Origin of the sequence: Candidatus Rhabdochlamydia porcellionis, from assembly GCF_015356815.2 — a bacterium.
In the GTDB taxonomy this organism is placed as follows: Bacteria; Chlamydiota; Chlamydiia; order Chlamydiales; family Rhabdochlamydiaceae; genus Rhabdochlamydia; species Rhabdochlamydia porcellionis.
Genome location: NZ_CP075585.1, coordinates 1,178,742 through 1,203,885, shown reverse-complemented (window position 1 = coordinate 1,203,885; position 25,144 = coordinate 1,178,742). Strand labels below are relative to the sequence as shown.

Here is a 25,144-nt window from a genome sequence, read left to right as displayed (position 1 = left end):
AGCGGAATACAAGCTATGTCTAATTTTAACCAAAATTGGACAAGCAATCAAAGACTTATTCATTGGATTGAGGAGATTAAAGAACTCTGTCAGCCAAAACAAGTTTATATATGTAATGGCAGTTCAGAAGAATACCACAACCTCTCTCAGATTCTTGTTGAAAAAAACCTGTTTGTCCCATTAAATCCTGAAAAACGTCCTAATAGTTTTTGGTGCCATTCTTCTGTTAACGATGTTGCTCGTGCTGAAGAATCTACCTTTATCTGTTCTCTACATGAAAAAGATGCAGGTCCTACCAATCATTGGAAAGATCCTGAACAAATGAAGATTCTGTTAAAAACTCGGTTTCTTGGTTCTATGCAAGGAAGAACCATGTATGTTATCCCTTTCAGCATGGGGCCAATAGACTCTGATTTTAGCCGAATTGGTGTACAAATCACCGATTCAGAGTATGTGGTATGTAATATGCATATCATGACAAGAGTAGGTGAGAAAATTCTTGATAAATTAGCTAATGCAGAATTTGTGCCTTGTTTGCATTCAGTAGGTATGCCTCTTTTAGATAATGTAGAAGATGTATCTTGGCCTTGTTCTAATGAGAAATACATTGTACATTTTCCAGAAGAGCGCAGCATTTGGTCATTTGGAAGTGGATATGGTGGTAATGCGCTTTTGGGTAAAAAAAGCTTTGCTTTGCGTATTGCATCTGTTATGGGCCGAGATGAAGGCTGGTTAGCAGAGCATATGTTAATCCTTGCAATTACGAATCCAGAGGGAATAAAAAAATATTTCGCAGCTGCATTTCCCAGTGCTTGTGGAAAAACTAATTTAGCTATGCTATTGCCAAGCCTTCCTGACTGGAAAATTGAATGTGTAGGAGATGATATTGCTTGGTTGCATATAAGAGATCAAAAGCTTTACGCAATTAATCCAGAGGCTGGTTTTTTTGGAGTTGCACCTGGGACTTCTTTTACTTCCAATCCCAACGCAATGAATACTTTCACACATGATACCATTTTCACAAATGTTGCATTGACAGAAGATAAAGATGTATGGTGGGAAGGAATGACACAGCAACCTCCTTCTCAATTGACAGATTGGCAAGGAAATCCTTGGACTCCTAATTCTAAGCATTTCGCAGCTCATCCTAATGCACGTTTTACAGTCTCCGCCAAGCAATGTCCTGTGATTGACCCTAGCTGGGAAAATCCAGAAGGAGTTCCCATATCTGCAATTATTTTTGGTGGTAGGCGTTCGAATACCGTGCCTTTGGTCTATGAAGCTTTTGATTGGACTCATGGAGTTTTTTTAGGAGCATGTATGTCTTCTGAAATGACAGCAGCAGCTAGTGGGGAGATAGGTAAGTTGCGTCATGACCCTTTTGCTATGCTCCCCTTTTGTGGTTATAATATGGCAGACTATTTCAATCATTGGCTAAGCATAGAGAAAAATAGTGTAGCTTTGCCTAAAATTTTCCATGTGAATTGGTTTTTAAAAGATGATAAGGGTAAATATATTTGGCCAGGCTTTGGAGATAATATTCGTGTATTAAAATGGATTTTTGAAAGAGTGGACCAAAACGATAATTTTCAAACTTCTGCTATTGGCAATCTTCCTAAAGAAGACTCTTTGGATATCTCCGGGTTATCTCTGACCTCTGATCAATTAAAGCAACTCTTTGCCATTCATGTTACACAGTGGCGTCAAGAGATAAAAGAGATGCATCGTTATTTTACTTTATTTGGCTCAGAACTTCCTCCTCATATGCTACACCAACTACAAGCATTAGAGAAAAGAATCCAATAATGCGTCTTGTAGTTCAACGTGTTTTAAAAGCACAGGTTTTTGTAAATTTTAAGCAAGTAGGAGCCATTGACCAAGGAGCTGTTGCTTTATTAGGTATTAACAATCAAGATACACACAAGAAAGTCCCCTATCTTGTTAAAAAACTCTCACAGCTTAGGATATTTCCTAATGCTCAGGGTAAAATGGATTTCTCTCTAGTTGATCTAAAACTAGAGCTATTAATTATTTCACAATTTACTCTATACGCAGATTGTATATCTGGTAGAAGGCCTAGTTTTCTTCAAGCAGCTTGTCCAGATGTTGCTAAATCTCTATATGAAGCGTTTATAGATCAGATGCAGAACTTGTTGTCTGTACAAACAGGAATATTCGGTGCAGATATGAAGTTGCACCTGATCAATGATGGTCCTGTGACCTTTATATTAGATCATTGAGTTTTTTTGTTTTATTTCAGAAGTGTCATTAGCACTTGGATAATTGGTCGAAATAGCAAAGTGGATTTTTTTTAATCTCTTGAAGATCTACTTTAAGTTGATTAGCATAATATGTTTGTATTTTATCAAAGTTTCGATTTATAGCCTTTGCAAGATTTTTTTTAATTCAGAGTCAATTGTTATACTGCGTTTTATTGAAAAAGATATTTTAGTTTCTACTACAGAGGATTCATTGGCAGTTGAGCAATGGGTAGAAACAGCTATATAGATATTTTTAACTTCTTGAAGATCTATATTTAATTGATTAGCATAGTGTCTTTGTATTTTCTCGAAGGATAGTGCGTTTGCTTTCTTATAAATTTGATTTATAGCATCTCTAAGCTTTTTTTTGAAACTAGAAGACATTGTTATGCTATTTTCTGAAGAGGATGGACTTGGGTTTAATACGAGAGCTTTTTTAGCTTTAGGTTGGTTAAGATAATCTATGGTTTTTCTTTTTAGTTTTTTAGAAGAAGATTCTTGTTTTTTTTTGTGATTCCGTAGGTCTTGATAAATAATTATTTGTAATAGTTGCCGTAAATTCAGCTCGTGAGAGTTGTTATCTTAAGTTAATTATAAAGTTGAGACATTCTATTTATAAAAGTTTTTAATATAAAATATTTTCTGTATTTTATGTGATTTTTAAACACAGTGATTTTTCTGAAAAATATGTATTTACTATTTAAAATATTTATTTATTTTTTTACAGTTCAGATGAGAGCGATATAGGAGTAATTATGCGAATTATTGGTTTCATTTTTATGCTATTTGTCTGGGTAAACCCTCTAATGAGTGGAGTGGATGTAAATATAGATTCACCACCCGATAGTGGATATTATTACTACGATAATGATGAAGGGTATTATTATTGGAATGGCCCTGGTTATTATAATGGAATATGGTTTGATAATGAAGATAACTGGCACCATTATCATGGACATGGAGGCGGCCATTACCATAGAGGGCATGGAGGTGGCCACCATCATTAATTGAGACTAAAGGCTTTTTGAAGAAAAAGCCTTTTTTATACCATTAATGGATAAAAATTGCTTGTGGTTGAAAGAAGAAAGAAATCTCTGTTTTTGCATTCTCTGAAGTATCAGAACCGTGAATGGCATTGCGTTCTATAGAAGAGCCAAAATCTCTTCTAATAGTTCCAGGCGTTGCTTCTTTAGGATTTGTAGCTCCCATAAGTTCGCGTGTACGATTAATAGCATTTTCGCCTTCTACTACAAATGCTACAATGGGGCCTTCTGTCATAAATTGAATCAATTCCTGGAAAAAAGGTCGATGAGCATGTACTGCATAAAAAGCTTTTGCTTGTTCTGCAGTAAGACGTTGCATTTTAATCCCTACAATTTCTAATCCAGCTTTTTCAAAATAGGAAAAAATCTCTCCAATTTTATTACTTGCAACAGCATCTGGTTTAATAATTGAAAGTGTTTGTTCATGCGACATATATAATCTCCTACAATCTATTTAGAACATGTTAAAATCATCTAATTATAGAAAATCCACAAATTAATCTCATTAATAAAATATTAATTACTCTAAAAAATAGATGACTATAGCTTAAAATGCTCTCCAAAATAATTTGTTCGTGCTTCTTTGTTTTTTAATAACTCATCAACTGTTCCTGATAACAAGACTCTACCTTCTTGAATAAGATAGCTACGATTTACAATAGAAAAAATTTCGCGAGCATTATGATCTGTAATCAATATACTAATTCCTTTATTTTGAAGATGTCGAATCATGAGCTTTACATCATGCACCGCAAGGGGATCGATATTAGCAAAAGGTTCATCTAACAATAAAAAGCAAGGTTGAGTAATGAGTGCTCTAGTAATTTCCAAACGTCTTCTTTCTCCGCCAGAAAGGGTCAAAGCTTTCTTTTTAGCTAAAGGAGTTAGATGTAGCTCTTCTAGTAAATTTCTTAAACGATTTGCTTTCTCTTGAGCTTTTATGGGTAATGTTTCTAAGATACAGAGTAAATTTTCTTCGACTGTAAGTTGGCGGAATACGGAAGGCTCTTGTGAAAGATAACCCATACCCATCTTAGCGCGTTGATGGATAAGAAGGTGACTGATTTCTTGTCCTTTAAAAAAAAATTGCCCCCTATCAGGATTAATGAGCCCTGTAATCAAATAAAAAGCTGTGGTTTTACCAGCTCCATTAGGACCTAATAATCCCACTACTTCTCCTATACCTACTTCTAAGCTGATGTCATGGACAACAGGTTTGTTTTTATAGCTTTTTTTTAAGCTTTTTGCTTCAAATAAGATAGGGAGCTTTAGAGGAGAAGCAGCTTTTTTGAAGGAAATATCAGCAATATTTATTTGTAGAGAAGAGATTGAATTATTCATGAGATGCAAACTGTGGAAAGTGTTGATTGAATTGAGTTTGCTCTTCTTTGCTAAAGTCAAATTGTACTCTGCCAATCCCTTTAATGACTTTTTCTTGCGTCAAGCAATCTGTAGTTATATGTACTTCAAATGCGCTAATCTTCAATTCTTGCAAAGCATCCCAAAAAAGTACCTTTTTCCCAGGATGAGCAGATAAGATAATGGATTGGGTATCTAAAGAGTAACTCATTTTATCAGCAATTGCTAGTTGATCTGGTTTATTTGGGCCTTTAGAGAATAGAAGAACGTGCTCTTTTAGGACAATAGATGAAGGTTTTACATGTTGATTTATGTTGATGTAATCTAATTGAGCGTTATCTGAAAATACATTAAAATCTTCTGCTTCGTAGTATAATGGATTTTGTATATTGCCTTCTTGATCTGGAAGGCTTTCAATCCATGCCTGTAATTTATTTTGATCAATGTGAAGCCTTCCATGTGATTCTATACGATGATTGCGCCCTTTTAGATCTTTGCAGGTCATAACTGTATGTCCTTTGGCATCCAAGGTTTGAAAAATCATCTTGTTATTAACCATACAATTTTTGATGGTTAGCTCATCTTGCGTATGTATTATACCAATGCTTTGTTCTTCAATCTGAGTCGGACCTTTAAACAGTAGTTTTTTTTCTAGATCATTCCAATGAAGAGAATCTGTAGAAAAATGAAGAGAACTCTTTTCTGTTTTAGGCGGTAAAAAGCTTTGTAGTATCCCTTTAGCATAAAATAATTGCAGGTAAGAATCGATAAGGTTTATATCAATTTGTTTTGCATATACTATGTCTTGTTCATGCGTTAGACAGCAGCTAGTATCCTCATCTTGTCCATATGCAGAGATGAATCCTTTCCATTGATTGATTAGATCTAACTGGTTATAGGTAGCTTTTGCAGCTGTTAGGAAAAAAGCATTTGCATAAGAAATAGCCACATCTTGCTCTGCACAAATTGAATCGATTAGATATTCTCTGTTCTTTTCTTCTTTTAATAATAAATTAAGTTTTAAACTGCGTCCTTCTATAGTAAAAGGGACCAGCTTCTCTTTTTTATCATAAATCATATCTTGGTATGTAACATTTTGTTCTTGATCAGAGTTTAAAATACCTTGATTTTTTTGTAGGTCAAAATCAGCTCGGTCAGCTGTGATTCGTCCATGCTCTTTTAATAGAATCAAAACCTCTTGATCAAGCTCAATCTGATTGAATGGGAAGTTGATTTTTTCCTGTCTTTTTAAGAGAGCTTTCTTTGCTTGCATTCTTCCTAAAATATGATCAATAATGACGTGTCCTGAAAGAATAAGATCTTGTCCATCATAAGAAGCATTTTCAGAAGAAACCAGGCCACAATCTTGGGCGTTAAGAGGCATTGTAAGCAGGAATAGAGTGGTTAAATAAAGCATGTATTTAATCCTTAGGATACATCTGTGCTATAAATCCTTTTGCCTGAAGCTCAGGCGTTTTACCCGATATAATCATGGAGATATTCTCAGCATTTCCTGAAAAAATGGGTGATGTTAAGAATATTTCTTGAGGAAGAGTGTGTGTATTTAATTTATATACCGAGATGCTAACTCCTTGAGATAGGAGTTGTTTTTCTGAAAAATGGTATTGGCCGGAGTTAGCTTCCAATAAACGTACTTGTTGCATAGCAACTCCATTACTATAGTAGATACGCTCTTGCATCAAGCAATTAATCTGATCTAATTCTTCGATGAGTTTAAATTTCCCTTCATTGGGTTTTAAAACAAGTAAAGAGGACCTGCTTGCAATTCTATGATGTAATCTACTATTGTTATCTTGAGTTAGCCAAATGTCTTTGGTAACGTTTAAACGTGTTTGATTAGCAGATGAAAAATCTGTCTTGGATTGGATTTGTCTTTCTAAAAGGCTAAGAACTTTAAATCTATCTACAGGGCGTACTCTTAAGAAAAACCAACCCCATGTAAGCATTGTAATTACAAGTAGCATACATCCAATAGAGGTTGCTTGTTTTAACATATTTCACACTTTTGAACAATTTGATAAATTTGAGAAATTGTAGTAAGAAGTTTAGGAAGTACATCAAAAGCCAAAACAGATTCTTTATCACTTTTAGCTTTTGTTGGATTAGGGTGTACTTCAATAAACAAACAATTAGCACCTGCTGCAATAGCAGCTTGTGCAAGAGGAGGAATAAACTGACGTTGTCCGCCAGAAGCATTTCCCAGGCCTCCTGGAAGTTGTACAGAGTGGGAGGCGTCATAGCAAGCAGGATAACCCATTTCTTGCATAATGGGAATAGCTCGCATATCGCTTACAAGATTGTTATACCCAAAGCTCGTTCCTCGATCGGTTAGAATAATCTGATCATTGCCAGAAATGAGAATTTTATTTATCACATTTTGCATATCCCAAGGGGACATAAACTGTCCTTTTTTGATATTCAAAATAGCTCCTGTTTGAGCAGCAGCTACAATCAAATCGGTTTGACGGCAAAGAAAAGCAGGGATTTGAATAATTTCAACAACTTTAGCAGCTTCAACAGCTTCTTCAGAAGAATGAATATCTGTTAAAACAGGTAGATCGAATGCTTGTTGGATTTTTGCTAAAATTTCTAACCCTTTTTGTATTCCAGGTCCTCGAAAAGAGCTATGGGCAGAGCGGTTTGCTTTATCGTAGCTTGATTTGAAAATGAAATTAAGCTCGGGAAAACGTTTAAATATATTCATTAAGCGCTCAGCACAAAAAAGAGCATGATCTTCAGATTCAATTACACAAGGTCCACAAATGATTGCTAAAGGTTGATTTTTACCAATGCAAAACTTTTTAATCTTAATTGTTTTCATAATCGACAAGTATGCGGTTATTAAGAATTTTGTTCAATGTGGAAGCCTTTTTTTCGCATCAGATGATCTAGAGTAATAGACAAAAAATCTCCTTTAGCATAAATCTCAATAATTTGTTTAAAGGTCTCTTTATATTTTTTTGCAAGTAACTTTGTTTCTGTATCAATGTCTTTCATAATCATAAAACAAGGGGGGATAAGAGGAGAAAGGGGGCTGGTTCGTATATCAAAAAAATCATGTTGCTCTTCAAAATAGCGATACTCGTCTTCAGATGAGGAAAAGCCTTTTGAAGGTTTTGGATAGAAAGGAGGATTGCTTAGCAAGTTTTGGTAGTTATCGTTGAATACTTGTCCTAACTCCCATTTTCTTTTAAAAGCTAAAGAATTTTTTTTTCCATATCCTAAAATAATTCCATAGAGAACTTGATTGCCTTTGAGGATATACCATAAACTTTTTTGATTGAGAATCACTTCATCTAATAATTCTTTTGGATCTATTTTTTTCTCAAGCAATTCGCAGAATAGATCCAGATGTTCAGTAACTGTTTGTAAGAAACTGGATTTATTTATGATAATTACCTGGAAAGTAGAGCAATTTTTTGTATGGTCTACTTGTTTAAGCAGTATATAGTTTCCTTGCAAATGACAAAGAACATTTTTTTCTAATAGAGACCAAGCTTCAACAATGGGAAATAAGGAACCTCTTTTGCTAAAAAAAATAGTATTAAAAGAGGGATTGAGAAAATATCCTGCTAAAGATACGGGCTTATTTCCAAATAAAGTATAGCCAAAATCCTGTTCAAATATCATACTTTGTAGCAGGGCTTCCATTAAGAAGGTTTCTTTTTTTAAACTAGGATATTTTTTTTGAAAAAAACAAAAAGCCAATCCAGCTAGAGAAAACCAAAGCAACAGGGCCTTTATTTGTAATGGATAAAAAGATCTCTTCATAGGGGTTTTTTATTGCCCCAGCATTTAATGAACATGCTGGGGGCCTTCTTGGATTTCAATGAATAATAATTGCTCCACAGTCTTTACAGGTTTTTCTGTAGCTTGGGTTAATGCAGCTACAATTGGAGCACTCATAGTCAGCTACAAATTTGCGATATGCATTTTGTGTACATAAAGCTTCTTCTTTACTAGCTTGATCTAAAGCAACTTGATCATCTTGTGCATAGAGAAATTCTTGTTCTGCTGGTTGATCTGACTCATCTTGGTTATCTTGTGTGCATACAGCTTCTGGTTCTGTACTTTGATCTAATGGATCATTTTGATCCAAAACATATACACCCTTTTCGTCTGAGTAGACAGCAGTTACTGGTTTTGAAGCGCCATTTTCTAAGTGCAAATAGATGATTCCGTCTTCAAAAGTAATATCTTCTGAATCAACATAAATTTTTTCAGAAGAGGCTTCAAGAGCATTTAAGCCAGCAATAGATAGAACAATGCTTAAACCAAATAATTTTAATAAATTTTTCATGCCATTTTTCTCCTATGTAAAAGATAGATCAAAATCTTTGAGATGTTACCAAAAATAATCACAAGAAATCTCTTGTAGTTTTTTGGCTGCTCTGGCAATTATTATTTTTAAAATAGTTTATAAGCAAACTAAATCTAAAAATACTGCTTTTTTTGATGAGATTTAAAGTACTTTTCAGGAAAGGGCTGATGTTTTTTTTGATCTATTAGATATGTTTCATGTCCTGCATGAATGATAAGTCCTAGTATGATTTTCATATTGGGAAAGGTTTGACAGAAAAAGCGATCAAGATCCGTTCAAAGTCTCATATAAATCTTGATTTAGGTAACAGATGGTGTTAAGGGAATGCTTTCCTCCGTTTGAAATATACCTATAAGGAGAATAACTTTAAAATGTTTTGCAGCAGATTGAATCCGAGTTGTTAAGTGTCTAATTCTTAAATTAAACTAGAATAGAGACCCGGTTTTTTGTTAGTTAAAAATGCAGCAGCAGCAAGAGCTCCTTGTGCAAATACGTCGCGAGAGTATGCTTGATGGGTCAACTTTATTTGTTCATTATCACATTCAAAAATGACTTGATGTTCTCCTATTACTTCACCACTGCGTATAGCATGAATGCGAACTTGAGAAGATTTGCTTTTTGTTGTTGCATCTTCTGCAATCTTTTTGCCTGTAGCTTTAGCAAGAGCAATAGCTGTGCCGCTAGGCAGATCTTTTTTATGTATATGATGAGTTTCAACAATATCAATGCAGCAATTTTTGCTAAATCCAGACATTTTTATAAATTCAACTAACTGTAATAGAAGAGAAATACCCGGGCTAAAATTAGGAGTATAGAATATGGGGATATATTGGGCTGTATCTTCAATTTTTTTTTGCGTTGCTATACTATGTCCAGTTGTTCCTATGACAATAGGTTTAGAAAATTGCTTTGCATATTCTAAATGATCAAAAGTAATGTCTTTAGAAGAGACATCAATAGTAATATCTGAAGCATGAATGGCTAGTTTAGCAGAGCTTGTCATGCTAATATCTACATTCGCTATTTTTTGTAGGGTAGGTTTTTCTAAGTACTTTCTTGATGTTCCCATAACTACCTTGTAGTTAGATTGATTGGCTGCTAAAGCAAGAATACTTTTCCCCAGCTTTCCCGTTGCTCCAAGTACTGATAAACCAACTAACATAATGTTCCTTTTTTTTTCATGAGGATTTTTTTTCACAAAAAGTATATTGCTTTTGCTATTTTTTGGATCTAATTAGTTTGTGTAAAAAAGAAGAAATCAAAATTCTTTTGGTTTTTTTGAAATTTTCTATTCTAAAAACATCTATATTCATATACTACTCAAGCTTGAAAACCGTGCTTTATGACAAAAAAAATCAAACAATTATTATATTTCCTGTGGTGTAGCGGCTTAACTGGATGTTTAGTCGGTAACTCCTATTTATCTTCTGAGGAGCAGAAAGAAAAAATACTAATGAAAACCGAAGAACATCATTCGATTAATTTCAATGACATTCCTATTATTGAGTTCATTCGTTTTGTTAGCAAAATTTCTGGAGAAAATTTTATTTTCAGTAATAGTGATTTAGGGTTTGCTATTTCTCTTTGTATGGGGAAATCAATGTCTTCTAAGCAAGTATTACAAGCATTGATCGAATTATTGCACTTTCATGGCTTATTTGTAAAAAAAGAATCCGATTATCATGTAATTAAACGATATGATGAGCAAAAAGATGGTTATCATAAAGTTCCTTTTGATGCTTCAGACTTAACAGCCTTTAATTCTATTCCTCAGTTACCAGGTTTAAAAGAGGGGTATGATTTTTTTGTATATAAAGTGCAGTACCACTCTGGAATGGAACTAGAACAATCATTAAAGAAGATTGCTGTAGACATGCGTAATCAATCAAATGCTCCACTTAAATTAGTTAATGCCATTCAATCTCTACAATGGGTCAAAGCAACAAATTCTCTTCTCTGCTCTGGTGACCCTGAAACGCTTTATAGTTTGCGTAAGTTAATCGATAGTTTAGACACCCCTCTGCGTCAAGTATTTATTGAAGTGTTGGTTATTGAAACAGACACAAAGAAAGGTATGGATTTTGGTCTGCAATGGTCAACAGGAGCTCAGTACAGAAATAGATTGGGAGTAGGGGTAGGTAATTTTTCTCCTGCACATTTAACAGCAGGATCTTTTGCTAATACTGTCCAAAGCATTAGTCCTGCCAATCCTCCAACTGGCTTATCGCAACTTCCTCTAGTCCCTGGGTTTAATCTAGGGGTTATTGGTGATATCATTATGCATAAAGGTAAATCCTTTCTTTCTTTAGGCACTTTAGTATCTGCTTTACAAACGGATGGCAGTAGCACAATTGTGCTTAATCAGAAGATCATTACTCAAGATAATAAAAACTCTACTATTTTTGTGGGAGATAACATTCCTTTTACAGGATCCATAGTGCAGACAGTTGGTCAAAGTCAGCAATTAACGGCAAATGTGGAATATCGAGATGTAGGAGTGAGTCTAAGTATCACTCCTCGTTTAGGTGAGGATGAAATTATTTCATTAGAAATTGATCAGGAAATTACAGAAAGCTTGGATCAAAACGTTATGCATACACAAAATACTGCAAATGGAATTAGAACGACAAAAACGAATATGTCAACACATGCTCATGTGCCTGATCAGCATTTTTTAATAGTAAGCGGGATGATTCGCAATGCGAAATCACAACATAAAACGGGGATACCTTGTCTAGGAGGGTTTCCTGTAGTTGGAGCTATGTTTAGTAGGACGCTTAAGTCCGATGAAAAGCGTAATATTGTTATTTTTGTACGTCCTTACATCATTCGTTCTTTTGAAGAGTACTGTAGATTGACTGAAAAACAAGAAAAAAAATTTGAAAGTCAGACAATAAGCCAAGATTTTATAGAAGCGATTGAGTTAGTTAATCCCATGGAATGTGAATAAACTCTTAAAGATCTTGTAATTTAAACGTAAGCCTGATAGCTTGGCATCGCCTTTGTGAGTCTTTCTTTCTATAGAAAAACTTAAGGTTTTAATATTGCACCTTGTCAAATCTTTTAAAATCAATTAAGATAGAGATCTTTACAAGAAACTTTGGGTTGATAGCTCAGCGGATAGAGCACCCGCCTTCTAAGCGGGTGGTCGCAGGTTCGAATCCTGCTCAGCCCATTTGATTTTAATGGTTAATATCAATATATGAAAAAAAAATCCGACTTCAAAAGTCTGATTCGTCTAAAATCTAAAAAATCAGAACAGCAATACATAGGAGATTTTGCAACTTCTCCTAAAAAGTTTCATCAATTAGGTACTATTTTAAGAAAATTTCGTTCAGCTGAATTTCAAAAACTCAATGATCGCAAAAAGAGCGAGCGGATTAATTTAACTCTTTACGAGCTTATTCATAAAGAAAAAACTCCCTGTTTTTTATTACCTGCCGTATTGGATTATATTGAAGCAATTAATGCTTTGACTCTTTTAGATAATTATGCCTTTTTTCATTTTGAATTATGGTTAAACCAATTTTCTGGGATTAGTGTTCATGAAAACTATAGTTTGCGTGCAAAGATTGCAGGTAAATGGATTCCGCGAGAAGAATACCAATCTTTTTTCCCTATTGGTATGGATAGAGTATATGAAGGCTCGCACTTTGTAACGGCGCATGGTTCTCCTGATCTAGATACAGCAATTGCTTCTTTTTGGGGTTGGGTAGATGCATTTGCAGCAAGGGTAGGGAGTGGACTGCATATATGGAATGTTCCAGGAGGCCCTCCTAACTTTCAAGTTGAGATTGATGTCTTGTTTGATCAAATGCTTGGTAAGAAAGCTTTTGTTCATTTAGCTAAACATCGGACCACTCTTGCGCTGTCGGGGATTGATCTGGTTACTCAAAACTCTTTAACAAGACAATTGACAACAGAATCCATTTCTCTATTTGATCACGAACATCGCCCTCATGCGATTGTACTTGTCGATGAACAGGGGTATTATTTAGGAGATTGGCGTCACTATGATGTAGAAGGGGTAAGACAGGTCATTATTTTGTTAAATAATTGTCTACGTTGGTTTGAAAATGATCTACATGTAAAATTGGTTTCTCTTTTTGCTAAAAAAGATCTTTCTTTAAAAGATTTGCCAGAATTTATTAATGCTGTCTTAATGACAAAAATAGAAGACTGTCAACCCGCTCGAGAGTTTACGGAAGGGCAAAAAAAACACGCGCGTGCTTATCTTCACAAAGTGCTTGGTGTAAAAAAAGGCTTAAGCTGTACTTTTCAAGAATTTGCAGAAGCTATGAAGACGCACGATTTACTGGAATTTGCTCAATTCTTAGAATTAATTGCTTCTTTAAATAAATCCTCTCTTTTTGATGCTTCTGGGTTTTTAATCGAAAATCGTCCTAGAATTTTTTTAGCTTTGGAAAAGATGATTAAGAGCCTAGATCGTTCTATTCAAAGCATTCGTGCATTTATGGAAAGACTAGATGTTGCTCTAGATATTAAAACCCATGTGTTTGGGTATGTTCCTCAACATGTAAACTATCGGGCAGAAGTAGAAGAGATCCGTAGTAAAATGAATAATTATCCCTATTTGACAGTAACAATGGCAGATTCGAATGGAAAAGTGATTCCTTTAGGAGTAATTTATGCCAGTGATTTGCATAAGAATATTCTTGGTACGGTTTCTCTACGTGACTTTTGTAATCGAGAAGAAACAAAGATTCCAGCCTACTTTGAAGTGATTAGTGTAATAGATCATCATAAAAGTAATCTACAAACTTTATCTGCGCCTTTAGCAGTCATTGCAGATGCACAATCTTGTAATGTGTTATGCGCAGAGCTAAGCTTTGCTATCAATGACAAATATGGCTCTGGAGGTATGAATCTACAACAAATCAAAAGCCAAATAAAAGAGAAGTCATCTTCTTTGTATTCTGCTAGCGATCGAAGGATTTTGCAACGATTATTGCAAAAAGAAAACGCTTGTGAGCAAAGAAATACATACTTTATTGATCCTAAAAGAGAAATTATAGAGTACTTCCATTTTTTATATGCTATTTTTGAAGATACTGATTTATTAACCAAAGTTTCTCGAAGAGATATTGAATGTGTTGCATCCTTAATTAACCGTCTAAAATCGCTTATTTTAAAAGAAGAGGTAGAAGCTATCATCTTTGATGATATTTATGCAGAGGAAAACTTTGTTTCTTTAGCAACAAAGAGAATTTTACAGAACCGAGATGTCTATTCCATTTATTATAAAATCTATAAAGCTAAAGAAGAAAATGTAGAGAAAAATGTCAGACTTTGTATTAAAGGTAAACCATCTTCTATATTTGTTGATACAAAAGAACAAAATGGTTGTGCTCGAGTAGGACAGACAAAAATATTTACTCGTAATTACCCTTCTTTTTCTAAACATGTCGCTACTTTGCAAGAACAGTGGTATAAAATGCTATTTGATTATTGGTCTGATCATCCAGAAGTAGATTTACATTTGCAAATGATTAGTACAATTGCAGGAGCAGATAATCTATTTTCTGGAAAGGAAATTAAAGATCATCATTTAGATGAATTGTGGATTTGGATCCCTTTTACCGAGCAGTCGATTGAGCATTTAAAAAGTTTTTTAAATACTTTTCGCTCTTGTCCAGCTCTTATAAAAGGGGATCTTTCTGTTTGCTTTTATGGAGATACAGCTAAAGCGTATGAACAAATATTTGCTGAAAGCTTTTTTTTAATTACTAAAAAAGAGCTGAATAATAAAGGATCTTTACCCATTGCGGTTCTGAAATTTCCTGCAGGCTCAATCAATTCTAGAAAGGCTATGGTTTCCCCTTGCCTTCCCAGACTGATTGAATGATAATTAAGCTTACCTTTAAGGCTAGCTTTTTTATTTATCTTCTTCTTCAATGATTTCAAGAGTAATACGGATTTGGTTGCGGCTGGCTACGGACTTAAGCAGATCCCGAATCGCATTAATCGTTTTACCTTTTTTACCAATAATTTTTCCGATATCTGACTTTGCTACAGCTATCTCTATAATCAAGGAGCTTTGGCCCATAATTTCATTAATTTGAACTTCTTGGGGGAGATCAACAAGGTTCTTCACGATGTATTCAACAAACTCTTTCATAGTTCGATCCTCATATGAAACGCAGAAAATAAGTAAGAGAAGAAAAAAGGAAACTTACTTTACACTTTATGATAACGAAAAGAGAGAATTCTAAGCTAGATAGATTTTTTTTCTCTTTGAGGATCAATTAGTTCAATAGCTTCTCTTAAGTCTTCTGGAATAGGAGCTGTTAACGAGACAATTTGCTGCGTAATAGGGTGAAAAAAACTTATAAAATAGGCATGTAAAAGTTGTCTTTTAGTAGAAAATTTTTTATTGATAGCAGCATTCCCGTAAGTTTCATCGCCTAAAATAGGGGTACCAATATGTTTTAAATGTACCCTTAATTGGTGTGTACGGCCCGTTAGAAGCTCTAGTTTAACCAAAGAAAGAGAACCATTTTGAGCTAAAACCTGGCAGATGGTTTTAGAGGCTTTTCCTTGCATGCACACAGTCATCTCTTTACGACGAGAGGGGTGACGTGCAATGGGCGTATCAATGAGGCCATCTCTTGGCATACCTATACAAATGGCTAAGTATGTCTTTTCTATTTTTCGTTTTGCAAATAGATCTATTAAGCCTGCATGTGCTGTACGTGTTTTTGCAGCAATTAGAATTCCAGAAGTATCTTTATCCAATCGATGAACAATACCAGGTCTTAAGGGATCGTCAGAGTCTATCTGCTTGCAATGAAATAAAAGAGCATGGACAAAGGTTCCTCTATGATGACCAGGGGCAGGATGGACAACCATTCCAGCAGGTTTATTTATGACAATCAAATGTTCATCTTCATAAAGAACCTCCAAATCAATAGATTCAGGAGTTAAATCGATTTCAGGAGTGATTTGAAAATAAATCTCAATTTCATCTCCAGGCTTTGTTTTTTCCCTTTTTTTCATCGCTTTTCCATTAACGAGGACATGGCCTTGCTTGATTAAAAATTGGAAATAACTACGCGATTTATTTGGAAACCTTAGAGATAACAAGGCATCGAGTCGCAGATGGGACTCTTCTAAAGAAGACGTAAAACAATTTTTATAAGTAAACATGCTTTGCAGTATAGCAAAAAAGAGATTTTATTCCTTTCCTTCTATTACATCTCTTAAGTGTTTATTTGCTTTAGACATTTTAGCTCTTTCTTGAGCAACCAAGGTATTAAAAAACTTTAGGATGCCATTAATAAATAGCTGAGTCTGCTCTTTGGTGGCAGGGGTTGTCCCTTGTGAAAGAAATGTTTGCCATACTTTTAAAGTTTCTTGTTCATTTTTAGAGGAGAAAGAGGGTTTTTGAGGTTGAATAGGCTGTGAGTTAGAAGGGGGGGTAGGTTCTGTCATAAGTACTCGCTTTTTCCTTTAAAATAAGAAAAAGGAGATATTTATTCAAACTAAAATGTTAGTTTGTTTTTCGTGGTTTAAATCATTTTTTTAATTTAAAAATAGTTAATTATTTTTTTATGAAAGATCTTCATCTTAAGGTGAGTTACCCTAAATGGAATTAAAAAAAATATTGACTTAATATTTTTTTTACAATTAAAATACTTATTCTTTAAACAAAAAAAGCTTCATAAAACATGTGTTACAAAAAAGAGCATAAAAATGGCTACTCCTAACCTATGTAATACCAATCAAGCACTTTGCGGCTTGGAGTTACTCCCTGCAAACCAGCTAGCAGTTGAACCTATATGCAGTTGGAGATTAAATGTCCCTTACCTAGAGTTAAAGGTATCTAGCGACAGAAAAAATGTTCGATATTCTGTATATAACCATCACCCTGGTGTTAAATGCTATTGGCCAAGCAGCGCTTCTTCTTCAATACATCTTACACCGGTGTTTGCGCATTGTGTTTGGAAAGGTAGTAGTGCAGGACCCATTGAAAGTCGTTTGTTTAGCGATAAAAAGATGGCAGTATTTATCTCGGTTAATCCACGAACAGAAAAAATAGGAATAAAAGAATGGGACAATGGTGATTTACATCATTTTTTAATCACATATAATCCGGTTATATCGGCTATTAACGATGATCATAGTTTAGAGTTTCAAGAAGAAAGAAGAGAAATCCCTAGAAGTGTGCCTTATGCTTTAGAAGCAGAAGAAGGGGTTATAAGATGGTGTAGAACGGAAGAAGGAGAACTCTTTCTAAATGAAGGAGAGCCAGCTACTGAAGAGACTATGAAAGTATGGCACGGAGATCGTGATATTCGCTTGATTAAATTCACCTGTAAGTTACAGAAACAAATCATGTGTAGGGTTTTTGATTGGGCGAGTCAGGAAAACTCTGAAATTCACTGTAGGTTTGCACCAGGTTCAGAACCTCGTTTGTCAAACGTTAGCACTCATGTCAACGCTGTTATTCGCTCCATGAAAAAGTACACACCTGAATTAGAACATGTTGCAAATGAAGAAGTGCTCACCTTTTATAAAGAACATCCTCTAAACTGTTTTATGCCTGGCTATGTTTTATCAAGAACGCTGGTAAGAGATGTCCAAAGATGGGTGTATCAGCAATTTTATCGTAAAGAAGGAGAAAATATAGAGCGCTTTGAATATACGAATTTCATAAGTGCTAAAAAAATAAGTTTTTCTTTTAATGAAAAGGCACATAAGCAGAACAAGATAGGAATCTCTTCCGAAATTGAGGCGTGGCACATTGAAATGAAAAGACAAGCAGGATGGGCACTACAGCTTCCTATAGGGATCAGCGAGTTTTTTTTGGGGATGTTTTCGATAAGTGCGCAAAATCCATCTGAAGTCGATAAAAAGGCTATGGAAAGGCTTGTGCAAGGGGTCCCTATGAGAGATCCAGAGAGGAATAAAATCATAGATGATTTTGCAGCAGAGTTAGGTGCTTGCTCTACCATAAACTTTTATATAGCCTGTGATAGATCTGTGTCTCAATTAGAGATTAGTGGGAGAGCATGGGTTAGGAGTTTTGCTAGCACAGGAAGAGATGTCAGAGGGGTAATTGTGGACTCAGGAAAATGGCTTGCAAACACTTTTAGAGGAGTGAATTTACAAGATATAAATCATACAATTGAAGATGCTGCTAAGCTTGGTGAAAGCGTCAATAAGGCTAGAATAGCATGGAAAGCGGTTAAGGAAATCACTGCTTCAGAAGAAAATCCAGCTGATTAAAACATAAAAGAACAGATAGATAAAAATTTAAGGAGTTTGCCATGTCTTCACCTAGTTTAGGACCCGGAGGATCTCCAACAGGATCTTCTTCGGAACTTTATCTAACTACTGCAGAAAAAGCAGTGGATAATCCTAGTCATGAGATATCCACAATATCTCGATATAGCTTGTCAAAAAGCATTGCATGTAAAAAAAAACCTTTGCATTTAGATTGGAACCCATCCGCTGAGGCTGTAGCAGATTATGTCACAGATCTCTTCGAAGCAGGAGGTGTAAATCACGATTTTTGTCCTGCTGAAGCTCAAGAATTCGTGGATACTATGCGTGCTATTCGAAAGCCCACAGGGAATAAGATTACCAGAAATACCCAAAAAGGTATTTCTGCTATTGCATTTAGACCAAAACATGGCCTCTCTGACATCCATGGCCTTGGACTTTTTTTAGAAAAAAAAGGGGGGTTTGCTGGTTGTGTTGCTGATGTTGAACAAAAGTATTATACATTTAATGAAAAAGAGGGAAGTCATTCATCTGTACACTTAACCAATTATCGAGATTTAGCGTATAAAAACTACCATCTTCTTTGGGAAAATCGCGCTTCGGAGAATTCTGAGGAGTACGAGCTTCCTAAAAGCCGTTACTCCGCATCTACAATTTGGCCAGAGAAAAAGAAGACTCCTGACCAGCTTGAAAAACAGCTGTCTTACCAAAAACGTTTATTGCATAGAGCGGTAGAGAAGATGCATATTGATGGTAAACCCTTTGATCCAGCTTTTACACGTATTTTTATGCTAACAGATAAAGATCTCAGAATCAATGAAATCACTCTTTCCAGCGCAGCTAAAGTAACCGGTATTTTTTTTGAATACAAAGCTAAGGAAGTGCCTTTAGAAGAAGAAAAAGCTTGTATTGCAGAAATAGATGCTATGCCAACTCATACGGTAGATCAAATCTGTAATGCGATTGAAGCTGATTTACAAGCTGATCCCATCAAAATAGTAGACCTTCACAAGATTTCCCATCTTTTGGAGAAATTAGGTGGTTTTGCTTCTTCTTCTGCATGTGTGGAGAGGGAATACACGATTGATGGACAAGAGCGTCATTGCACAGCGATCATTTTGAGAAATCGTCAAGATCTAGTCAATGAAAGATATTTTCAATTACGAAGCATGTATGGTTCAGAATACGATCTGCGAGAAATGCCACCTAAATGCGATTATCCTGTATCTTGGCTTCAAAAGAAAAAGACAACGGAAGAAATACATGAGCAGCTATCTTATCAAAAGGAGCTTTTACAAAAGGCTGTAGAAAAGATGTGTATAAAAGGAGTTTCTTTTGATCCGCTTTTTAAGCGCATTTACATACCGACAGATCAAGAGCGCTTAGATAATGGAGCTTCTGTCTTTAATATAGCTCAAACAGATATGATTCTTTTTGTATATGCAAAACCAGAGAACAAGGATTTACCAGTACATACAGTAGATCAAGTATGTGAAGCGATTCAAACAATGGCAACAGCTGAAGTAGTACCTGCCAACATAGAAGAACCAAATGCAATGAGTACAACGTTAAAAGTAGCAGGAGAAGTTTTCGGTTTTTTTTTGCAACTATCGAAAGAGTATTAAAGGGTATTTTCCATTTTTTTGTTTGGGGAATTGGAGCAATTAGGCAGATGCTTTGGGAATGATTTTTGTTTTAATCCCGTTTACCGTTGGAAAGTTTGCTATCCCTTTAGAAGAATATGTCATTTATGAAGAGGATTTAGTGTCCCTTAACTCAGAAGAAGATCGAATAAAAAAACAAGCATTTTTATATCTTGCAAGACGCTCTTTTTTTAGAGAAGAGTTAAGTTTAAAACTTACTCAAAAGGGATTTTCTAAAGGATCGATTGATAAGGTTTTAGATTTGTGCATCAAGCAAGGGTTTTTAGATGATCAAAAATTAACCCGGCAATTAGTAGAAAAAGCAAGAGATAGAGGATTTGGATCAAAGGCTATTTGGTTTAAACTCTGTTATAAAGCAGGAATAAATCGCTCTGTTTTACAACAAGTCATTTTAGAAACAGAAAAAAATCAAATGGGAACTTTGCAAAAGCTTATCCAAAAAAAATCTCATCAAATCCAGCTTTTAGACCCTAAACAAAAGAATCGATGGATTGCAAAAATGCTCAGACGTGGTTACTGCTATGAAGAGATTATGCGTTGTTTGGCAGAAGTTTAGTGGCTTTAAATTTCTATAACAAGGTATAACAACCATTTTCTTATGATGTGGTTATCTATATGCATATCGGAGTTTTAGGGATTAGCTATAAATCTGCTGAGATTGGCTGTCGTGAGCAAATTGTAGCTGCTTATCAGAAACTGATCAGCAAAGAGCTTGTACAAGATGCGAGTTGGATTTTACTTGCTACTTGTGCTCGTATTGAAATTTATTTTAGTGCAAGTGACTTAAGCATAGCGCATAGCGTATTATTAAATGCTCTGCGCTCGGAACTTTGTTTTGATTTAGAACACAAGCTATACGCTTATTTTGGTATGGATTGTTTTTTGCATCTAGCTCGGGTCACTTCTGGACTAGACAGTGTTATTCTCGGTGAGTCAGAAATCCAGAGACAAGTGAAAGAGGCTTATCAATTAGCATCTAAAAAAAAACTGCCTCACGATTTGCATTTTCTGTTTCAAAAAGCTCTGCGATTGGGTAAAATCATTCGTACGCAATTTCCCTTTGTAGAAAAAAAACTAGGGATTGATAAAGAATTATTTTTATTGGCAAAGTGCTTTAAACTACAGACATCTGCCGTTTTGTTTATTGGGTTTTCAGAGATCAACCGTAAAATTATTAGCTATTTTAAATCTAAAGGCATGAAACAGTTGTCTTTATGTACGCGCAATAGACAAGCAGCTCTTGAGTGGAGTAAAAAAGAAGATGTCTTCCTACTGGATTTTTCTCAAATCGAATTAAGTTCTCAATTTCCCATGGTAATCTGTGGAACTTATACAAATCAACCTATCTTGCATGCTCATCAGTTTGTTGATGCTAAGACGCGTTTAATCGTAGATTTAAGCATGCCCAGGGCTGTAGATCCATTTCTTTCTCGCCATTTTAGTATGAGCTTGTTAAATATAGAGCATATCAATGCGATCATTGAAACAAAGCAACAGAAAAATGTTCTTCAGATTCAAGAAGCAGAAACCATGTTATTTCAATCGATTCAGCGTTATTTAGCGCTATTTCAAAGTAGCAAAAGAGGCTATGAATGCGTCGTATAATTCTATTTTTACTATTGGTTCCTGTTTTCCTCTGCTGTGCTAAGGAACCCAAGGAAGTAGAAGATCATAGCATAATTATGATTCCATCTCATACAGTCTATGAAGGAGATTATTTTGCTTCAGGAGATAGTGTAGAGATTTCAGGGATTGTCAATGGAGATGTATATCTCATTGCTGGACAAGTAGTTGTTGATGGGATAATAAATGGAGACCTCATTTGCTGCGCAGGGAGTGTGGATATTTCAGGAAAAGTGTCAAATAATGCACGTTTATTAGCAGGTCAGGTTTTATTAAGCGGGGAAATCGGACGTAATATTACGGCTGTTGGAGGCAATGTTCAGTTACTTAAACAATCCTCTGTTGGAAAAAATGTTGTGATAACAGCTGGGAATGCCGATTTAGCAGCCCATATCGGATCAGAGGTAACCGTTATAGCCTCTCATTTACGTGTGTCTTCAACTATTGGACAGGACTTGCATGCTATTGTAGGTTTAATGAGACTTACTTCACAGGCGCATATTAGTGGAGATGTAGACTACCGAAGCAACTCAGATGCATGGATTGACCAAGGAGCTACTGTCGTAGGAACAATTACCCAACATCCTTCTTTTGTGCGCAATTTGGTAAAAGGTACATGGATTCAAAAGATATTAGTGGGTTCTAAACTGCTTACTCTTTCCATGAATTTTTTGTACAGTCTTGCTATTGCTTATTTATTATTGAGGCTTTTTCCCAGAAATTTACAGTCAGCTCTTCTCTCTTTGCAGGGACAACCGTGGCGTTCTTTAAGCACAGGACTGATTACACTGATTGTTTTACCCCTTTGTTGCTTATTGTTATTAATGACTGTTTTAGGAGTACCATTTGCTCTAACACTCATTGCTTTAAACATCGTAGGATTTTATACAGCTAAAGTATATTTTATTTTCTGGGGATCGGATTGGTTATCTAGCAAAATCAAATGGAGAATACACCGATTAGCTGCTTTTGCCGTCGGTTTGGTCGTCTATTTGATTATAAGTTCTATACCAGGAGTAGGTAAAATCTTTTCCTTAGCTGCAATGGTGTTTGGGCTTGGAGCAGCAGTTACAGCGCAGACTAAACGTTACCACATGGGTCTTTAAAATTCTGCATGACCAGGAAATCTAGGAAAAGGGATCGTATCACGAATGTTCTCCATTCCCGTGACAAATAATACCAGACGCTCAAACCCTAAACCAAAGCCTGCATGTGGAACAGTCCCATAGGTACGCAGTTGCATATACCACCAATAGTCCTCTGGGTGTAAACCAAACGAGCGTAGTTTTTTTTCTAACACATCTGGACGTTCTTCTCTTTGAGCTCCTCCAATGATTTCTCCAATTTTTGGAACTAAGACGTCCATAGCGGCTACTGTTTTCCCATCAGAGTTTTCCCTCATGTAAAAAGCTTTGATTTTTTCTGGATAATCCGTGAGGATCAGGGGTTTTTTACAGTATATTTCTGCTAAATAGCGCTCATGTTCTGATTGTAGATCAATACCCCACTCTACAGGAAAAACAAAGCTTTGTTCTGATTTTTGTAAAATAGCAATAGCTTGGGTATAGGTTAGGTGAGCAAATTCTGCTTCAGCTACTTGTTGCAGACGATTCAATAATCCTTTTTCTATAAACTTCTCAAAAAAGGCTAAGTCCTCTTGGCAGTTATCTAAGGCATATCGAAGGACAAACCGCAAATAAGCTTCTGCGCATTCACGGTTATCATCGAGGTCAGCAAAAGCCATTTCCGGCTCAACCATCCAGAACTCGGCTAGATGACGAGAAGTATTAGAATTCTCTGCACGAAATGTAGGGCCAAATGTATAAACATCGGAAAGAGCGCAAGCAAATGTTTCTGCATTCAGTTGTCCTGAGACTGTAAGATAGGCTGGTTTATGAAAGAAATCCTCTGTAAAGTTCACGCTACCGTCGGAGTGTCTTGGTGAGTTATTGATATCTAGTGTGGTGACGAGAAATTGTTTGCCCGCTCCTTCACAATCAGAGGTCGTGATAATAGGTGTATGTAGATATAAAAACTCTCTTTGTTGGAAAAATAGATGAGTGGCAATGGAAAGAGCATTGCGTATTCTAGCAATAGCTCCTTGTGTATTCGTACGTGGGCGTAAATGAGCAAGAGAGCGTAAAAACTCAAAAGAGTGTCGTTTTTTTTGCAGAGGGTAATCTTCAGGACAGCTACCAAAAAGATGAATGGAATGAGCTTTTAATTCCCAGCGCTGCCCTTTGCCTAAACTCTCTACTAATTCGCCTGTTACTGAAATAGAAGCTCCTGTAGAAAGTTTTTTTAAAAGATCCTCATAAAAGGGAAGTGAAGCATCCACCACAATTTGCAGAGAAGAAAGCGTAGAGCCGTCATTTAGTTCAATGAAGCTAAAGCTTTTTTGTGCTCTAATTGTACGAATCCATCCACATACAGTGATCACACTTCCTATTTGAGAGGATTGGATCAATCGAATTTTACTATGTTTCATAAATCTGCAAATTCTCTTAACATGGCAATTTCTTTTTCCCAAAGAGGAGGGCCATCGGGGGTTTCTAAGTATTTAGGAAGACGGCGAGTCTTTGGGTTCTTCATCAGCGCTTTGAAACACTCTATACCAATCTCTCCTTTACCCAAAGGAGCGTGTCTATCGCGACGAGATCCTAAAGGTTTTAGCGAGTCATTAAGGTGGAAAGCGTATAAATGCTTCATCCCAATAATTCTCTCAAAGTCTTTTAATGTCTTTTCTAAGCCAGCTTTTGTACGGATATCGTAACCCGCTGCAAAGATATGACAGGTGTCTATACACACACCGATAGGGATTTTTCTATGGAGTTTTTCAATCAAATAGGCTAAATGTTCAAAGCAGTACCCTACTGTAGATCCTTGACCTGCAGTTGTTTCAAGCAGAAGACGAGTAGCTCCATGGGAGATAAGCTCTTCGAATTGCTCTAAGCTAGCTACAATATTATTTAGACATTGCTCTTCTGTTGCTCCTACAGCAGAGCCAGGATGAAAGTTTAAGAAGGAAACCCCCAGCTTTTGACAGCGGATCAACTCTTCTTCAAAAGCCTTCTGACTTTTATGTAAAACGGATGGATTAGAAGAACCTAAATTAATCAAATAACTATCGTGGCTCATCAGCTGGCAAAGTCCGGTTGTTTTTACCGCTTCTTGAAAAAGTTCTGCTTGCTCTTGGGTAATTTCTTTACCTGACCAGCGTTTTTGATTGCTGGTAAAAAACTGTACAGTAGTCGCACCAATTTCCTGCCCCATCCAAATAGCATTTTGAGCTCCGCCTTGGGCAGAGGTATGAGCGCCGATTAATAACTCAGAGCTAGGGATTTTAGACATTTAAGATATCCAATTAGATTAAAATTATGGTCTATCCTAGTTGATAAGTAGCTTAAATGTCTAGAGGACTGCACTATTTTATTAGTTTGCTTTTTTCATGTAGCTTACGTAAGTAAATTCGTAGCTTAAAGTCCATTTCAAAATCAAAGAGAAATAAACAAAATTGAGATAGATAATCTTAAATCTAACCTCATCAAGCATAGCTTAATTTCATCTGTTTTATAAATTTAATAAAAAATTAATAATTTATTAACA

At 35.6% G+C, this 25,144-nt stretch carries 24 protein-coding genes and 1 tRNA gene; 11 read left to right on the top strand and 14 right to left on the bottom strand.

Going from position 1 to position 25,144, the window contains the following annotated elements:
* Positions 1 to 15 precede the first annotated feature (15 nt).
* Both RHAB15C_RS05670 and dtd read left to right on the top strand, forming a co-directional pair.
* On the top strand, positions 16 to 1,806 hold the full coding sequence (locus tag RHAB15C_RS05670) for a phosphoenolpyruvate carboxykinase (GTP) (RefSeq protein WP_194844718.1): 1,791 nt from the start codon (positions 16 to 18) through the stop codon (positions 1,804 to 1,806).
* Positions 1,806 to 2,240, top strand: coding sequence for a D-aminoacyl-tRNA deacylase (gene dtd / locus RHAB15C_RS05665; protein WP_194844719.1), 435 nt, complete (start codon positions 1,806 to 1,808; stop codon positions 2,238 to 2,240). The genes RHAB15C_RS05670 and dtd overlap by 1 nt, the downstream gene beginning before the upstream one ends.
* A 138-nt stretch (positions 2,241 to 2,378) precedes the next feature.
* Here dtd and RHAB15C_RS05660 read toward each other — a convergent pair whose 3' ends face one another.
* Positions 2,379 to 2,645, bottom strand: coding sequence for a hypothetical protein (locus RHAB15C_RS05660; RefSeq protein ID WP_194844720.1), 267 nt, complete (start codon positions 2,643 to 2,645; stop codon positions 2,379 to 2,381).
* 371 nt (positions 2,646 to 3,016) lie between these two features.
* Between RHAB15C_RS05660 and RHAB15C_RS05655 the strand changes: the two genes are divergently transcribed.
* Complete coding sequence (locus tag RHAB15C_RS05655) at positions 3,017 to 3,268, top strand: hypothetical protein (RefSeq protein WP_194844721.1); 252 nt, start codon at positions 3,017 to 3,019, stop codon at positions 3,266 to 3,268.
* Between the two features lie 43 nt (positions 3,269 to 3,311).
* Here RHAB15C_RS05655 and ndk read toward each other — a convergent pair whose 3' ends face one another.
* From ndk to dapB, 8 genes are all read right to left on the bottom strand, one after another.
* Positions 3,312 to 3,737 carry a nucleoside-diphosphate kinase gene (gene ndk / locus RHAB15C_RS05650; RefSeq protein WP_194844722.1) on the bottom strand — a complete coding sequence of 142 codons (426 nt, stop codon included), beginning with the start codon at positions 3,735 to 3,737 and terminating at the stop codon, positions 3,312 to 3,314.
* Between the two features lie 107 nt (positions 3,738 to 3,844).
* The gene (gene lptB / locus RHAB15C_RS05645) at positions 3,845 to 4,645 is read right to left on the bottom strand and encodes an LPS export ABC transporter ATP-binding protein (protein ID WP_194844723.1); all 801 of its coding nucleotides are present in this window, start codon (positions 4,643 to 4,645) and stop codon (positions 3,845 to 3,847) included.
* A complete protein-coding gene (locus RHAB15C_RS05640) occupies positions 4,638 to 6,080 on the bottom strand; it encodes a hypothetical protein (protein ID WP_194844724.1) in 1,443 nt (480 codons plus the stop codon). Before RHAB15C_RS05640 ends, lptB begins: the two co-directional genes overlap by 8 nt.
* A 4-nt stretch (positions 6,081 to 6,084) precedes the next feature.
* Positions 6,085 to 6,678 carry a hypothetical protein gene (locus tag RHAB15C_RS05635; protein WP_194844725.1) on the bottom strand — a complete coding sequence of 198 codons (594 nt, stop codon included), beginning with the start codon at positions 6,676 to 6,678 and terminating at the stop codon, positions 6,085 to 6,087.
* A complete protein-coding gene (gene kdsA / locus RHAB15C_RS05630; protein WP_434062080.1) occupies positions 6,672 to 7,508 on the bottom strand; it encodes a 3-deoxy-8-phosphooctulonate synthase in 837 nt (278 codons plus the stop codon). Before kdsA ends, RHAB15C_RS05635 begins: the two co-directional genes overlap by 7 nt.
* A gap of 17 nt (positions 7,509 to 7,525) precedes the next feature.
* The gene (locus tag RHAB15C_RS05625; protein ID WP_194844727.1) at positions 7,526 to 8,455 is read right to left on the bottom strand and encodes a hypothetical protein; all 930 of its coding nucleotides are present in this window, start codon (positions 8,453 to 8,455) and stop codon (positions 7,526 to 7,528) included.
* 55 nt (positions 8,456 to 8,510) lie between these two features.
* The gene (locus tag RHAB15C_RS05620) at positions 8,511 to 8,984 is read right to left on the bottom strand and encodes a hypothetical protein (RefSeq protein WP_194844728.1); all 474 of its coding nucleotides are present in this window, start codon (positions 8,982 to 8,984) and stop codon (positions 8,511 to 8,513) included.
* Positions 8,985 to 9,420: 436 nt separating this feature from the next.
* Positions 9,421 to 10,167: a 4-hydroxy-tetrahydrodipicolinate reductase gene (gene dapB, locus RHAB15C_RS05615; RefSeq protein ID WP_194844729.1), complete on the bottom strand. Its 747-nt coding sequence runs from the start codon at positions 10,165 to 10,167 to the stop codon at positions 9,421 to 9,423.
* A 180-nt stretch (positions 10,168 to 10,347) separates the two neighbouring features.
* Between dapB and RHAB15C_RS05610 the strand changes: the two genes are divergently transcribed.
* From RHAB15C_RS05610 to RHAB15C_RS05600, 3 genes are all read left to right on the top strand, one after another.
* The gene (locus RHAB15C_RS05610; RefSeq protein WP_194844730.1) at positions 10,348 to 11,955 is read left to right on the top strand and encodes a secretin GspD/PilQ domain-containing protein; all 1,608 of its coding nucleotides are present in this window, start codon (positions 10,348 to 10,350) and stop codon (positions 11,953 to 11,955) included.
* Between the two features lie 152 nt (positions 11,956 to 12,107).
* Positions 12,108 to 12,180 (top strand) — tRNA-Arg (locus RHAB15C_RS05605).
* A 27-nt stretch (positions 12,181 to 12,207) separates the two neighbouring features.
* On the top strand, positions 12,208 to 14,871 hold the full coding sequence (locus RHAB15C_RS05600) for a hypothetical protein (RefSeq protein ID WP_194844731.1): 2,664 nt from the start codon (positions 12,208 to 12,210) through the stop codon (positions 14,869 to 14,871).
* A 30-nt stretch (positions 14,872 to 14,901) separates the two neighbouring features.
* Here RHAB15C_RS05600 and RHAB15C_RS05595 read toward each other — a convergent pair whose 3' ends face one another.
* The 3 genes from RHAB15C_RS05595 to RHAB15C_RS05585 form a co-directional block, all read right to left on the bottom strand.
* Entirely contained in the window at positions 14,902 to 15,144 is a 243-nt protein-coding gene (locus RHAB15C_RS05595; RefSeq protein ID WP_194844732.1) for a KH domain-containing protein, read from the bottom strand.
* A gap of 95 nt (positions 15,145 to 15,239) precedes the next feature.
* Entirely contained in the window at positions 15,240 to 16,172 is a 933-nt protein-coding gene (locus tag RHAB15C_RS05590) for an RluA family pseudouridine synthase (protein ID WP_194844733.1), read from the bottom strand.
* Between the two features lie 27 nt (positions 16,173 to 16,199).
* Positions 16,200 to 16,457: a hypothetical protein gene (locus RHAB15C_RS05585; RefSeq protein ID WP_194844734.1), complete on the bottom strand. Its 258-nt coding sequence runs from the start codon at positions 16,455 to 16,457 to the stop codon at positions 16,200 to 16,202.
* A 261-nt stretch (positions 16,458 to 16,718) separates the two neighbouring features.
* Between RHAB15C_RS05585 and RHAB15C_RS05580 the strand changes: the two genes are divergently transcribed.
* Genes RHAB15C_RS05580 through RHAB15C_RS05560 form a run of 5 tightly spaced genes read left to right on the top strand, consistent with a single transcriptional unit; the run spans position 16,719 to position 22,644 of the window.
* Positions 16,719 to 18,254: a hypothetical protein gene (locus RHAB15C_RS05580; protein WP_194844735.1), complete on the top strand. Its 1,536-nt coding sequence runs from the start codon at positions 16,719 to 16,721 to the stop codon at positions 18,252 to 18,254.
* A 41-nt stretch (positions 18,255 to 18,295) separates the two neighbouring features.
* Positions 18,296 to 19,876, top strand: a complete 1,581-nt coding sequence (locus tag RHAB15C_RS05575) for a hypothetical protein (protein WP_194844736.1) — start codon at positions 18,296 to 18,298, stop codon at positions 19,874 to 19,876.
* Positions 19,877 to 19,934: 58 nt separating this feature from the next.
* Entirely contained in the window at positions 19,935 to 20,471 is a 537-nt protein-coding gene (locus RHAB15C_RS05570; protein ID WP_194844737.1) for a regulatory protein RecX, read from the top strand.
* Positions 20,472 to 20,530: 59 nt separating this feature from the next.
* The gene (locus RHAB15C_RS05565; protein ID WP_194844738.1) at positions 20,531 to 21,520 is read left to right on the top strand and encodes a Rossmann-fold NAD(P)-binding domain-containing protein; all 990 of its coding nucleotides are present in this window, start codon (positions 20,531 to 20,533) and stop codon (positions 21,518 to 21,520) included.
* Positions 21,508 to 22,644, top strand: coding sequence for a DUF8173 domain-containing protein (locus RHAB15C_RS05560; protein ID WP_194844739.1), 1,137 nt, complete (start codon positions 21,508 to 21,510; stop codon positions 22,642 to 22,644). The genes RHAB15C_RS05565 and RHAB15C_RS05560 overlap by 13 nt, the downstream gene beginning before the upstream one ends.
* Here the strand turns inward: RHAB15C_RS05560 and asnS are convergent.
* Both asnS and RHAB15C_RS05550 read right to left on the bottom strand, forming a co-directional pair.
* Entirely contained in the window at positions 22,641 to 24,026 is a 1,386-nt protein-coding gene (gene asnS / locus RHAB15C_RS05555; RefSeq protein WP_194844740.1) for an asparagine--tRNA ligase, read from the bottom strand. The two genes, RHAB15C_RS05560 and asnS, sit on opposite strands and share 4 nt — an antisense overlap.
* Positions 24,023 to 24,889: a deoxyribonuclease IV gene (locus RHAB15C_RS05550; RefSeq protein ID WP_194844741.1), complete on the bottom strand. Its 867-nt coding sequence runs from the start codon at positions 24,887 to 24,889 to the stop codon at positions 24,023 to 24,025. Before RHAB15C_RS05550 ends, asnS begins: the two co-directional genes overlap by 4 nt.
* Positions 24,890 to 25,144: the final 255 nt, after the last annotated feature.